The 13,459-nt window shown below is 72.2% G+C and carries 8 protein-coding genes; all 8 read right to left on the bottom strand.

The window, feature by feature from the left end:
* Positions 1-55 precede the first annotated feature (55 nt).
* Complete coding sequence (locus tag IF37_RS0130935; RefSeq protein WP_253915900.1) at positions 56-2,176, bottom strand: CDP-glycerol glycerophosphotransferase family protein; 2,121 nt, start codon at positions 2,174-2,176, stop codon at positions 56-58.
* A gap of 157 nt (positions 2,177-2,333) precedes the next feature.
* Positions 2,334-3,830, bottom strand: a complete 1,497-nt coding sequence (locus tag IF37_RS0130930; protein ID WP_030750005.1) for a bifunctional cytidylyltransferase/SDR family oxidoreductase — start codon at positions 3,828-3,830, stop codon at positions 2,334-2,336.
* A gap of 475 nt (positions 3,831-4,305) precedes the next feature.
* On the bottom strand, positions 4,306-5,853 hold the full coding sequence (locus IF37_RS0130925; RefSeq protein WP_030750002.1) for an alkaline phosphatase: 1,548 nt from the start codon (positions 5,851-5,853) through the stop codon (positions 4,306-4,308).
* Positions 5,854-6,179: 326 nt separating this feature from the next.
* Positions 6,180-7,601 (bottom strand): FG-GAP-like repeat-containing protein, encoded by a 1,422-nt coding sequence (locus IF37_RS0130920; RefSeq protein ID WP_037857438.1) that lies wholly within the window; start codon positions 7,599-7,601, stop codon positions 6,180-6,182.
* Between the two features lie 168 nt (positions 7,602-7,769).
* Positions 7,770-9,218, bottom strand: a complete 1,449-nt coding sequence (gene obgE / locus IF37_RS0130915) for a GTPase ObgE (RefSeq protein WP_030749997.1) — start codon at positions 9,216-9,218, stop codon at positions 7,770-7,772.
* Between the two features lie 174 nt (positions 9,219-9,392).
* Positions 9,393-9,647: a 50S ribosomal protein L27 gene (rpmA, locus tag IF37_RS0130910; RefSeq protein ID WP_030749994.1), complete on the bottom strand. Its 255-nt coding sequence runs from the start codon at positions 9,645-9,647 to the stop codon at positions 9,393-9,395.
* Between the two features lie 14 nt (positions 9,648-9,661).
* Positions 9,662-9,982: a 50S ribosomal protein L21 gene (gene rplU / locus IF37_RS0130905; protein ID WP_030749991.1), complete on the bottom strand. Its 321-nt coding sequence runs from the start codon at positions 9,980-9,982 to the stop codon at positions 9,662-9,664.
* 273 nt (positions 9,983-10,255) lie between these two features.
* A partial coding sequence (locus IF37_RS0130900) for an Rne/Rng family ribonuclease (protein ID WP_030749988.1) occupies positions 10,256-13,459 on the bottom strand: 3,204 nt, incomplete at its 5' end.

Genomic DNA, 13,459 nt, shown 5'->3' with positions numbered 1-13,459 from the left:
ACGAGGGCCCCCGAGGAGTGCTCCTCGGGGGCCCTGGTGATCGCGTCGGGGCGGGTCAGCCCGCGCTCACGCCGTCCGTCTCGCCGGCCGACGCGGCACGCTGGCCCGGCACCGCGTTGGTCAGCTCGGCCGTCTCGGCGGGGTCGGCGTTGGCCGCGCCCAGCCGGGACTGCTGCCCGACGTTGCGGGCCTCGGCCTTCGCCGCCAGGTCGGCGACCGCGGCGTTGAACTGGTCGATCGACGTCGGCTCGGCCGGGCCGAGCAGGTACTGCTTCAGCTCCGTGCGCGCGTCCGCCAGCGGGTCGCCCGACGGGTCGCGGACGGCGTCCAGCAGATCGCCCAGCTCGACCGCGCTGTTGGACAGGATCACCGCGGCGCGCACGGCCGTGTTCTGCTGCTTGAACTCCTCGACGCCCAGCTCGCCGGAGTCGGTGACGGCGTAGGGCTTGCCGCTCGCGATGAAGTCCGAGACCACGGAGGAGATGTCGGAGACCATCGCGTCGGAGACGTTGAAGCAGTCGTACAGGCGCGGCTGGGCGCCCGTGATGACGCGGTGCTCGTACGACGGGAAGGAGCGCCAGTAGGCGTCGTTCCACTCGGCGCGCAGCCGGGCGATCTCCTCGTGCCGGCGCACGTCCACGACGCCGTCGCGGGTGGCCTCGGCCTCGTCGCCCTTGGTGCCGCCCGCACCCGACAGCTCGTCGAGCCGGGCCTCGATGCCGGCCAGCTCGGCCTTGGCCCGGTCCATGGCGGCGCTGTCGGCGGTGAAGCGGGAGTCGGCGGCGCGCTCGGCTGCGGTCTTCTCGACCAGGGCGGCGATGCGCTGGTGGGCGGCCTTGGCGTCCTTGCTCACGGTGCCGGTGAACGGGTGCGGCTTGTACAGGACACGGACCGGCGGGTCGGCCGTGACCAGCCGCTGCACGATGTTCTCGCCGGCGAGCACGATCGAGGTGTTGCCCGGGTTGCCGTCCCAGCCCTCCCAGGTCGGGGCGTACAGCACCGTGGGGATACGGCCCTCGGGCACTCCCTGCCAGCTCTGGATGGGCGCCAGCTGCGGGCGGCCGACCTCGACGATGTCGTCGTCGCGGACGCCGACATCGGCGAGGGCGTAGCGGTCGCGGCCGGCCCGGCCGGCGCTCCACACCTCGTCGTACACCTTGCTGTACGGGTTGACGCTGGCGAGCTTGTCGCTGTCGCCGTGGCCGATGAAGACGTGCTTCATGGTGGGCACGCGCAGCAGGTGGATGTTCTTGCCGACGTTGGCGGCGTAGAGGGCGACGCGGACGGTGGACAGGTCCAGGTTCATCAGGTGCACCCCTCCGGGCACGCAGATGACGGGGACCGTGGTGGGCGCGAGGTTGTTCAGGATGACGCGCTCGCGGAGGATGATCAGCGGCCGGGTGTCCAGCTGCTCCATCGTCTCCAGCCACATGTTGACCTGGTACGCCGAGTCCTTGGAGCCGGAGAAGTACAGCACCGTCTGCGGCTTGTAGCCGGCCAGCCAGTCGTCGACGGCGGCGAGGACGGTCTCGGCCCGCGGCGGGGTCTTGGCGCTGCGGACGTACGGCAGCAGGCGCAGCACGTAGCCGACGCCCAGGCCGACGGTCAGGCCGATGCCGAAGAAGCCGAACGCGGCCGACTCCAGCTGTGCGGAGACGAGGATGCCGACGACCGCGAACAGGTCGAGGTGGAGCATCTTCTCCGCGGAGCGGTGCAGCAGCCGGCGCGGCGGGGCGTCCGGGATGCGGATGCGGGACTTCAGGTCGATGTTGCGGGTGGCGACCGGCATCCGGCGGCGGTTGCGGATCAGGGTGACCAGGGCGCCGTGCGGGGCCTGGAGACCGTAGAAGGCGATGAAGCAGGCGACCGCGCCGTAGAAGATCAGGTCGTCCGAGAGGGACAGGCGGGCCAGGAGCAGGACCAGCAGCAGCTGCCGGATCAGGAAGCGGATCGACAGACCCGCCCGGACCTTGCTCAGGCGGTTGATCAGGTAGCTGCCCTTGCGGTGCAGATAGTGGTCCGCCAGGTACGTCACGGCGGCCAGGGCCGCGAAGGCGGGAACGCTCGGGACGAGCGCGGCCAGCATGAGCGCCGGGAAGCCCAGCATCACGAGGGCCGCCGCGGCCAGCTCGGCCGCGCTGCCCACCCGGGCGACGCGAATAGCGGTGGATATCACGAAGAACCTGCTCTGGGAGGGGGGAGTGCCGGTTTTGTTCAGAAATGCCAGGAGAGGCCGGTCATTCGAGTGGGGTACGGATACAGGCCCCTACGAATACTCATTGAACGAGTACCCACAGAGGCCTGAATTCCCAAAACCTAATTGGATCTGATTATTACACGCCGTCCTGACGGTCCAACACGGCGGCCAGCGCCTGCTCGAAGCCGGAGGCGGTGGCCGCGCCCGCGGTCGGGTCCTGCTGGCGGACGTCGATGACGTGCCCGGTCAGCTCCGACAGCAGCACGTCCAGGGAGGTGCGGGCCACGGCGGCGGAGGACAGCAGGGAGCCCGCCGGCTCCTGGCCGAATGCCTTGGTGCGCATGGGCGTCGCGGTGCGCTCGGGGTTGATGCAGTTGACGCGGATGCCGTCGCCGGCCCACTCGTCGGACAGCGCCTGGGTGAGGTTGACCATGGCGGCCTTGGTGGAGGAGTACAGCGAGTACTCGGCCCGGCCGCGGGTGTAGCTGCTGGAGGTGTAGAGCAGCAGCTGGCCCTTGGACTCCGCCAGGTACTTGTAGGAGGAGCGCGCGATCTGCACCGGGGCCAGGTAGTTGACCTTCAGCGCCTCCTCGATGGTGGCGTTGTCGGTCTCGGCGAGCTTGCCGATGCGCAGCACGCCCGCGGTGTTGACGACGTAGTCGATCCGGCCGGTCGCGGAGTACGCCTTGGACAGCGCGTCGTCGACCTCCTCCGGGTTCTCCACGTGGGTGCCGGTGGTGGAGCGGCCCAGCGCGTAGACGTTCGCGCCGTAGGACTCGGCGAGTTCGGCGATGTCCTTGCCGATGCCGTAGGAGCCGCCGAAGATGACGACGGTCTTGCCGGTGAGCAGCTCGCGGTAGTCGTCCTCGCCGTTCTGCTCGGGCGCGGCGGTGGAGGCCAGCTGGAACAGCTTGTCGGCGATGAAGACGTCGACCGGCTGGGTCACCTTCATGTTGTACTCGTCGCCCGCGACGACGTGGATCGGCACGTCCGGCAGGTACTTGAGGACCACCGAGCAGTCGTCCGTGGCCTGGAAGTTGGGGTCGCCGGCGGCCACCTCGTAGGCACGGCGGATCGTGGACAGCTTGAACGCCTGCGGGGTCTGGCCGCGGCGCAGCCGGGAGCGGTCCGGGATCTCGGTGATGAACTCGCCGTCCTCGCCGTGGGTGCGCGTGACGATGATGGTGTCCGCGGACGGGATGGCCACGTCCACGGCCTGGTAACGGTCGAGCGCGGCGACGCAGTCGTCGATGACGCGCTTGGCGAGCAGCGGGCGTACGGCGTCGTGGAAGAGGACGTTGAGGTCCTCGCCCTCGGCCAGGCCCTCGCCCAGGGCCGAGATGGCGCGCTCGGTGGTCTCGTTCCGCGTCGAGCCGCCCTCGATGACCTTCTTCACTTTGGTGAAGCCTGCCTTGGCGACGATCTTCTCGACGTCCGGCACGTAGCCCGGGGCCATCAGCACGATGACGTCGTCGATCGAGTCGGTGTTCTCGAAGGTGGTCAGGGTGTGCTCGATGACTGCCTTGCCGGCGATCTTCAGCAGCTGCTTGGGGATCGACAGACCCACCCGCTGACCGGTGCCACCGGCCAGGATCACTGCGGTGGTTCGGGGCTTGGCTATGTGCTGGGACACAGGCTGACCTACCTTGCGGCGACAGGGAACCGTGAAATGGTCCCACTTCCGGTAACCGCAGTGCAAGGTGAGTGACCCGCACTGCATATGTGCGCGCAACCTGTCATTCACCTCGCACTCCCGGTGATTGGCGGGAGGCCGTGTGAACCCCCGTGAATTTGCTGTGAGTAAGTCCACAGGTGTCCGGGGAACGCCGGTCCGGCCCGGCCGCGACCGCCTCACGACGCGGTGCCCGGGGCGCGACCGCCGAGGCGATCCGGTGGCCGGCCCCTGCTCCGGCCCCGCCCGGACGGGGCCGGGAATACGGCTCGGCGGGGAGCCGAAAGCCGTGGAATTCGAGAGCGGATTCCACGGCATTTCGGTCCCCACCGGGATGAGTGACCGATTCACGGCGTCCGGAACCGGCCGGAGGGAGATCGCCGGACGGCGCGGGCGGCCACACCGGCCGCCCGGAACGTCCGGGCCCGGGCGGGCGTCACACCAGCCGGACGCCCGGCTCGTCCGACTCCACCCGCAGCCGGGCCAGCGTGCTCGCCGTCGCCTGCGGCTTCAGCACCGTGTCGACGGCCCGGACCTGCGCGTCGATGCCGTCGCGGCGGATGTCGAAGAGGTGGTAGCCGCGGTGGGCGTCGATGAACTTCCAGTGCGGGTTGTCCGCCATCAGCGGGTCCCACTGACGGTGGAAGGCGTCCTGGTCCTGGTCGCCGCTGCTGGAGATGGAGGTGCCGACGAACTCGGCGCCGACCACGTCCGAGTCCGGGTCGGCGTAGTCCGTCCGCAGGTCGCTGATCATCGTCAGGTGGCGGTCGCCGCTGAGCACGACCGGGTTGCGGATGCCGGCGAACTCCTCCAGCAGGGCGTTGCGCTCGGCCTGGTAGCCGTCCCACGCGTCGTAGTACCAGAGCTTGCCGTCGCCCGGCAGCAGATCGGTCTCCGCCATCATGATCTGCGAGGCGATGAGGTTCCAGCGGGCCGGGGAGTCGTACAGCCCGTCGAGCAGCCACTGCTTCTGCTCGGCGCCGAGCATGGTCATCGACGGCGCCTGGGCACCCTCCTGGGTGGTGGCCTGGTCGCTGCGGAACTGCCGGGTGTCCAGGACGTTCAGCCGGGCCAGCCGGCCGAACTCCAGACGGCGGTACATCTGGATGTGCGGGCCGTCCGGAACGGCGGTGGCGCGCACCGGCATGTGCTCGTAGTACGCCTGGAAGGCCGCGGTGAGCCGGGCCACGAACTTGTCGTGCGGCTGCTTGTCCGGGTCCTGCGGGACCTCGCCGGCCCAGTCGTTGTCCACCTCGTGGTCGTCGAAGGTGACCACCCAGGGGGCGCTCGCCTGCATCGCGGCGAGGTCGGGGTCGGTGCGGTACTGCGCGTACCGGTTGCGGTACTGGACCAGGGTGTACGGCTCGCCCTTGCCCTCGTGCCTGCGCACGGCCGTCGCCGAGGGCGCGGACTCGTAGATGTAGTCGCCGACGAAGAGGACGACGTCGGGTTCCTGGGCGAGCATGTCGGCGTACGGCGTGAAGTAGCCGTGCTGCCAGTTCTGACAGGAGGCGAGGGCCACGCGCAGCGAGCCGCCCCGCTGGTGCGGGTGGGGCGCGGTGCGGGTGCGGCCGGTCGGCGAGAGCTGGTCACCGGCCCGGAAGCGGTACCAGTACCGGCGGTCGGGGCGCAGGCCGCGGACGTCCACGTGGACGCTGTGGCCGAGTTCGGGGCGGGCCTGGGCGGTGCCCCGGCGGGCGATCCGGCGGAACCGCTCGTCCTCGGCGATCTCCCACTGCACGGGGTAGACCGCGTCGGGCATGCCACCGCCGTTCAGCGGGTCGGGCGCGAGTCTGGTCCACAGCACGATGCCGTCGGGGAGCGGATCGCCGGAGGAGATGCCGAGGGTGAACACCCCGTCGGGCAGCGGGGCGTCGGCGGCGCGGGCGGTGCCGGGCAGCCACAGTTGGGCGGAGGCCGCTGCCCCGAGGACGGCGGCCCCCGCGGTCAGAAAGCGGCGGCGGTCGGGCGAGTGTGCGGTCATGCGCTGACTCCCTTGCCACAGTGGCCACTTGGACAGGTCTGGCGGACATCGGGAAGTTCCCACGGCCGGACGGCCCGCCTGCTGAACGAAACCCATCACGGGCATGACAAATGGGCAGACAACAGGAGACCCGTTGCGACTCGGGAACACCCTGACGCCGCAACGGGCCTGACGGTAGGGCGGAATGCGTCCCACCGCCTGCGCCCTGGAGCGGCCGGAGGGCCAGGGGCGTCAGCCCCTCGCCCTCCGGCCGGCGGCGGTCACGGCCGGGTAGGGCGGCGGAGGGAGAGGACCGCGCTTGTCCGGAAAATCCGAGTGACCATGTGTCAGCCGGGGAAGACCGAGCCCAGCTCGGCGCCGGACGCGACCGTGCCGAGCGTGCGCGCGCCGACGGTGAAGGAGCCCCTGGCACTGGTACCGCCCGGGAACACCCAGACGGCACCGGCGCGGGAGTCCTCCCACGGCGCGGCGACCACCGGCTCGGCCTTGCCGTCGCCGTCGCCGTCCACCAGCCGCACGGCGGCGCCGAACCAGTCGTCCTTCTCCGCCGTACCGGGCACCCCGGCGCTGTTCTGGCTGAACACCTTGGTCCCGGCGCCGGTCACCCCGGAGCGGCCGCCGGGCAGGACGGCGAAGGTGCCGGGGTTGCGCAGCCCGTCGAAGTCCTCGAAGGGGATGCCGGCCAGGATGTCGGCGCGGCCGTCGCCGGTCACGTCACCGACGGCCAGCGCGTGCCCGAACCCGTCCCCCTGCTCCTGCGCGCCGGGCACGCCGGGCGTGTCCTGGGTGATCACCTGGGGCCGGCCCGGGCCGAGACCCTGCGCGCCCGCGTAGCCGATCCGCAGGGTCAGCCCGCCGACGACCAGGTCCGCCCGGCCGTCGCCGTCGAGGTCGCCGAGGGCGATGGCGTCGCCCTCCGTGGCGAAGAAGTCCCGCAGCTCCACGGGGGCTCGCAGACCGGCGTGGCCGCCGCGCGCGTAGAAGACGTCCTGTCCGTAGTCGCCCTCGTCGTCCCGGTCGTAGGACCGGGCCAGCGTCACGATGTCGTCGGTCCCGTCGCCGTCGGTGTCACCGACCGCCGCCGCGATCGCGTTCAGGTCGCCGTCGATCAGCTCCGCGCCCTCCTGGGTGCGCGACGGGCGGCCGTCGCGCCCGAACGGGCCGAGCAGCACCCGCCCGGCGCACGCCAGGTCCTGGTGGCCGTCGCCGTCGAAGTCGCCGGCCACCGTCAGCGGGTCCTGGTAGCGCCCGGTGCCCTCGGCGGGCAGCAGCGTGCCGGAGCCGAGGCCCTTCGGACCGCCCCACAGCACGGTCCGGCTGCCCACGCGGTCCACGCCGCCCTGCGTCCACTGCTCGCCGGACGCGCCGACCACCAGATCGGTGAAGCCGTCGCCGTCCAGGTCCGCGGTGGACAGCCGGCCCCCGAAGAGGTCGGCCTGCTCCACGACGCCGGGGACACCGGGGGACGCCTGCGTGTACACCTTCTTGCCCCTGGCCGTGAGTCCCCCGGGGGAGCCGTACAGCACCGCCACGTAACCGGCGCGGGCCTTGCCGCCGACGGTGGCGTACGGCGCGGCGACGGCCAGGTCCCCGTAGCCGTCGCCGTTGAAGTCGGCGCGCGACCGCGGGGCGGGGGGTCGCGGAGCGGCGTCCGCGGCGGGAGCCGCGAGCAGGGCTCCGGCGGCCAGGGCGATGCCGGTGGCGAGCGCGAGGGCGCGGCGGCGGAAGGAACGAGGCTGGTCGGGCACGTCGGCTCCAGGGTCACGGGACGAAAAGGGTGCGGCACGCGACGGAACCTGGTCCGTCGCGTGCCGCACCCTTCGACTCACCGGAGCGGCACGGGGTTGCCCCCGCGTCCACCGCCGCTCCTCGCGGTGTTCACCCTTCCGGCCGTCCGGCGGGGAGCCGGCCCGTCTTTACTCGAACGGGTCGAACTCGTCGTACGCCCGCAGCACCTCGTCCCGCTCGGCCTGCTTGTCCCTGCGGCGCTGGGCCGCGGGCCGGGCCTCGTCGAGCCGGTGGTCCTCGCCGCGGCGGCCGAGCATCTCCGCGCCGGCCATGACCGACGGCTCCCAGTCGAAGACGACCGCGTTCTCCTCGGGGCCGATGGCGACGCCGTCGCCCGAGCGGGCACCCGCCTTCATCAACTCCACCTCGACACCGAGGCGGTTGAGCCGGTCGGCGAGGTACCCGACGGCCTCGTCGTTGTTGAAGTCGGTCTGGCGCACCCAGCGTTCGGGCTTCTCGCCGCGCACCCGGAACACCGGCTCGCCGTCGGCCTCCTCGCGGGTGACGGTGAAGCCCGCGTCGTCCACGGCCTTGGGCCGGATGACGATCCGGGTCGCCTCCTCCTTCGGCTTCGCGGCGCGCGCCCCGCCGACCAGCTCACCGAGGGCGAAGGTCAGCTCGCGCAGCCCGATGTGGGCCACGGCCGACACCTCGAACACCCGGTAGCCGCGGGCCTCCAGGTCGGGGCGGACCATCTCGGCGAGGTCCTTGCCGTCCGGCACGTCGACCTTGTTCAGGACGACGATCCGGGGACGGTCGCCGAGCCCGCCGTACTGCCGCAGCTCCTCCTCGATGATGTCGAGGTCGGAGACCGGGTCGCGGTCGGACTCCAGCGTGGCGGTGTCCAGCACGTGCACCAGCACGCTGCACCGCTCGACGTGACGCAGGAACTCCAGGCCGAGGCCGCGGCCCTGGCTGGCGCCGGGGATGAGACCGGGCACGTCGGCGATGGTGTAGACGGTGGAGCCGGCGGTGACCACGCCGAGGTTCGGCACCAGGGTGGTGAACGGGTAGTCGGCGATCTTCGGCTTGGCCGCGCTGAGCACGGAGATCAGCGAGGACTTGCCGGCGCTCGGGTAGCCGACCAGGGCCACGTCGGCGACGGTCTTCAGCTCCAGGACGACATCGTGGAGGTCACCGGGCTCGCCGAGCAGCGCGAAGCCGGGCGCCTTGCGGCGGGCGGAGGCCAGCGCCGCGTTGCCGAGACCGCCCCGGCCGCCCTGCGCGGCGATGTAGGAGGTGCCGTGGCCGACCAGGTCGGCGAGGACGTTGCCCGCCTTGTCCAGCACGACCGTGCCGTCCGGCACCGGCAGGATCAGGTCCTGGCCGTCCTTGCCGGAGCGGTTGCCGCCCTCGCCGGGCTTGCCGTTGGTGGCCTTGCGGTGCGGCGAGTGGTGGTAGTCGAGCAGCGTCGTGACCGACTGGTCGACGGTCAGGATGACGTCGCCGCCACGGCCGCCGTTGCCGCCGTCGGGACCGCCGAGCGGCTTGAACTTCTCACGGTGGACGGAGGCACAGCCGTGGCCCCCGTTACCCGCGGCGACGTGCAGTTCGACGCGGTCCACGAAGGTGGTCATGGTGGGTGCCTCCAGAAGGAACGTGCGTGTGGGTCTTGTGGGTGCTCTGTTCCATGGGGACGAGCGGTCCCCCGGGAACGAGCCTGTTCCAGGGGAACAAGCGAAAGGCGGACCCGCTTCCCGAACGGGAAGTGAGGTCCGCCTCGCGAAACGTTCGGCGCTGAATCAGGCGATTCAGGCGACCGGAACGATGTTCACGACCTTGCGGCCACGGTGGGTACCGAACTCCACCGCACCACCCTGGAGGGCGAACAGCGTGTCGTCGCCGCCACGGCCGACGCCGGCGCCGGGGTGGAAGTGGGTGCCGCGCTGGCGGACCAGGATCTCACCCGCGTTCACGACCTGACCGCCGAAGCGCTTCACGCCGAGCCGCTGGGCATTGGAGTCGCGACCGTTCCGGGTGGACGATGCGCCCTTCTTGTGTGCCATGTCTCCTCAGTCCCTTACTTCGCAGCCGCGGGGATCGACGTGACCTTGATCGCCGTGTACTGCTGGCGGTGGCCCTGCCGACGGCGGTAGCCGGTCTTGTTCTTGTAGCGCAGAATGTCGATCTTCTGGCCCTTGTGGTGGTCCACGACCTCGGCCTGGACCTTGATGCCGGCCAGCACCCACGGGTCGCTGGTCACAGCGTCGCCGTCGACAACGAGCAGGGTCGAGAGCTCGACCGTGTCGCCAACCTTGGCGGTGGAAATCTTGTCAACCTCAACGATGTCGCCGACAGCAACCTTGTGCTGGCGACCACCGCTGCGCACGATGGCGTACACGCGGATCTCTCTTTCGCTCGAAGAAACGGCACCCCCGAAGGCCAGCCGCCCAGAAACACACGGACGACCTCTCCCGGCCCGCCTTGCGTCCGGGAGGAAAAGGTTTACGGGGATGTGACGTGTTCACTGGACACGCCGACGGCCAAGGTTACGGGGCCGCGGCCGAGAGGGTCAAACCGGACCCCCGGGGTTGTGCGGCCCGTCACTTCGGACGGGCCCCACGGGGTGCGGCCGGACCGGTCGCGATGACCGTTCCGGCCGCACCCCCGAGCGTCAGCCCTCGTCGCCGGCGGTGGAGACCGTGGTGGTCTTCTTCGCCGTCGACTTCGCGGCGGCCGTCTTGGCGGTCTTCGTCGCCTTCTTGGCCGTCGTCTTCTTGGCGGCCGTCTTCTTGGCCGCGGTCTTCTTGGCGGTGGTCTTCTTCGCCGCCGCCTTCTTGGCCGCCGTCTTGCGGGCGGTCTTCTTGGCCGGAACGGCGTCCTCGGCCACCGGCTCCTCGCCGGCCGGCGCCTCGGCGTCCGCCGGGGCGGTCACCGGGGCCTCGGCCGCCGGAGCCTCCGCCACCGACGGGACGACCACGACGGCCGTCTCCTCGGACGCGGTCGGCGCGGTGGCCTTGCGCACCGCACGGCGACGCGGGCGGGCCGGGGCCGCGGCACTCGCGGCCTCGGCGGGCTGCGCGGCCGGCGCCTCGGCGGCGGCAGCGGGCTGCTCGGCCGGTGCCTCGGCGACCGGAGCGGCCTCCGGCACCGTCACCACGGCCGCCTCGGTACCCGCGGGCGAACCGGCCGGGGCCGACGCCTTCCGGGTCGCCCGACGGCGCGTACGGCCCTTGGGCGCGGCCTCCTCGGCGACCGGCTCCTCGGCCTGCGGCGCCGGGACCACCTGGTCCTCGGCGGCCACCGGCTCGGCCAGCGCCTCGGCGGCGGACTCCGGCAGCACCGGGCGCGCCGCCGCCTCCTCGGCGGTGACGTCCTGGGCGGTCGGGGCCTCGGCCGGCTCGGCCTCGGCGGGCCGTTCGGCCCCCGCGGCCTTCCCGGCCCTGGCCGCCCGCTCGGCCCTGGGGGCCTTCTCCGCCTTCGGCGCACCCGCCGGAGCGGACGCCCGGCGGCCGGCCCGGCGCCGCGTACGGCCACGGGTGGCCGCCGCCTCCGCCTCGGCGACGCTGCTGAACAGCTCCTCGTCCGGCGCGAAGTCCGGCCCGGGCAGCGCGACCGGCTCGGCGGCCTCGGCGGCCACCTCCGCCGCGGTCTCCACCTCGGGCGTGACGGCCTCGCCGGGCTCCACGGCCACGGCGGCCGTCTCGTGCACGTGCTCGTGCGCCGGCTCCGCCGCCTCGCCGCCCCGGCCGCGCTTCTTGCGCTTGCCGCCGCCGCCGTTCACGGTGGCCTGGTCCAGGTGGACGATGACACCGCGGCCGTTGCAGTGGACGCAGGTCTCCGAGAAGGACTCCAGCAGGCCCTGGCCGACCCGCTTGCGGGTCATCTGGACCAGGCCCAGCGAGGTCACCTCGGCCACCTGGTGCTTCGTACGGTCCCGGCCCAGGCACTCCAGCAGGCGCCGCAGCACCAGGTCGCGGTTGGACTCCAGCACCATGTCGATGAAGTCGATCACGATGATGCCGCCGAGGTCGCGCAGCCGCAGCTGGCGCACGATCTCCTCGGCCGCCTCCAGGTTGTTCCTGGTGACCGTCTCCTCCAGGTTGCCGCCCTGGCCGGTGAACTTGCCGGTGTTGACGTCGATGACGACCATCGCCTCGGTCCGGTCGATCACCAGCGAACCGCCGCTGGGCAGCCAGACCTTGCGGTCCAGCGCCTTGGCGAGCTGCTCGTCGATCCGGTAGGTGGCGAAGACGTCGACCTCGGAGGTCCACCTCGACAGCCGGCCGGCCAGGTCCGGGGCGACGTGCGAGACGTACCCGTGGATCGTCTGCCAGGCGTCGTCACCGCTGACGATGACCTTGGAGAAGTCCTCGTTGAAGATGTCGCGCACGACCCGGACGGTCATGTCCGGCTCGCCGTAGAGCAGCGTCGGCGCGTTGCCGCTCTTCGCCTTCTTCTGGATCTCCTCCCACTGCGCCTGGAGCCGCTCGACGTCCCGGCGCAGCTCGTCCTCGCTCGCGCCCTCGGCGGCGGTGCGCACGATGACGCCCGCGTCCTCGGGGACGATCTTCTTGAGGATGGTCTTCAGCCGGGCCCGCTCGGTGTCGGGCAGCTTGCGGCTGATGCCGGTCATCGAGCCCTCGGGGACGTACACGAGGTAGCGGCCCGGGAGGGAGACCTGGCTGGTCAGACGCGCGCCCTTGTGGCCGATCGGGTCCTTCGTCACCTGGACGAGGACGGACTGGCCGGACTTCAGGGCGGACTCGATGCGGCGCGGGCCGTTGGCCATGCCCAGCGCCTCGAAGTTGACCTCACCGGCGTACAGCACCGCGTTGCGGCCCTTGCCGATGTCGATGAAGGCGGCCTCCATCGACGGCAGCACGTTCTGGACCTTGCCCAGGTAGACGTTGCCGACGTACGAGGTCGACTGCTCCTTGTTGACGTAGTGCTCGACGAGCACGCCGTCCTCCAGGACGCCGATCTGCGTGCGGTCGCCGTGCTGGCGGACCACCATCACGCGCTCGACGGCCTCGCGACGGGCCAGGAACTCGGCCTCGGTGATGATCGGGACGCGTCGGCGCCCCTGCTCACGGCCTTCCCGGCGGCGCTGCTTCTTGGCCTCCAGACGGGTCGAGCCCTTGATGGACTGCACCTCGTCGGACGGCTCGCTGGGCTTGCGCGGCTCGCGGACCTTGACGACCGTGCGCTCCGGGTCGTCGGCGGACGGCTCGGCGTCGGTGGCGCTGTCACCGGCGCGGCGGCGACGGCGACGGCGACGGCGGCTGCCGGCGTTGCCGCCGCCGGCCTCGTCGCGGGCCTCGTCGGCGTCCTCTTCCTCCTGCTCGGCGGTGTCCTCGGCGTCCTGCGCGGCCTGCTCGGAGGCGAGGTCGTCCAAGTCGCCGTCCGCGTCGTCACCGGCCTCGCCGTCGGCGGCGTCACCGCGGCGACGGCGGCGGCCGCCACGGCGGCGACGGCGGCGCGAGCCGGACTCCTCGTAGCCGTCGGCGCCCTCGGTGTCGTCGCCCTCCTCGCCCTCGGCGAGGTCGTCGGCGGACTCCGGGCCCTCTTCGGTCTCCTCCGGCTCCTCCTCGGCGGCGGCCTCGGCGGGGCGGGTCTCGTCGGCGGCACCGCGACGGCGGCGGCGCCGGCGGGCACCGGTCTCGCGCTCCTCGGTGTGCTCCGCCACGGGCTGCTCCGCCGGCCGCTCCTCGGTCTCCTCCGTCTCGGCGGCCTCGGCGGCGGCCTGGGCGGCGGCGCGCTCGGGGGTCTGGAACCTGGGCTCGGCGAAGACCGGCGCCTGGAAGACGGCGACGGCGGGGCGGGCGGGGCGGCGCGGGGACTCGTCCTCGGCGGCGCCGGAGCGCGCGGGCGCGGA

The sequence above is a fragment of the Streptomyces sp. NRRL S-31 genome (assembly GCF_000718775.1).
Classification (GTDB): Bacteria; Actinomycetota; Actinomycetes; order Streptomycetales; family Streptomycetaceae; genus Streptomyces.
The sequence above is the reverse complement of the archived record's forward strand: the minus strand, read 5'-3'. Positions and strand labels throughout refer to the sequence as shown.

What these genes read in the sequence shown, in the direction of transcription:
- IF37_RS0130925 (WP_030750002.1), bottom strand. Translation starts at nt 5,853, where the DNA reads ATGACCGCACACTCGCCCGACCGCCGCCGCTTTCTGACCGCGGGGGCC.
- obgE (WP_030749997.1), bottom strand. Translation starts at nt 9,218, where the DNA reads ATGACCACCTTCGTGGACCGCGTCGAACTGCACGTCGCCGCGGGTAAC.
- rpmA (WP_030749994.1), bottom strand. Translation starts at nt 9,647, where the DNA reads ATGGCACACAAGAAGGGCGCATCGTCCACCCGGAACGGTCGCGACTCC.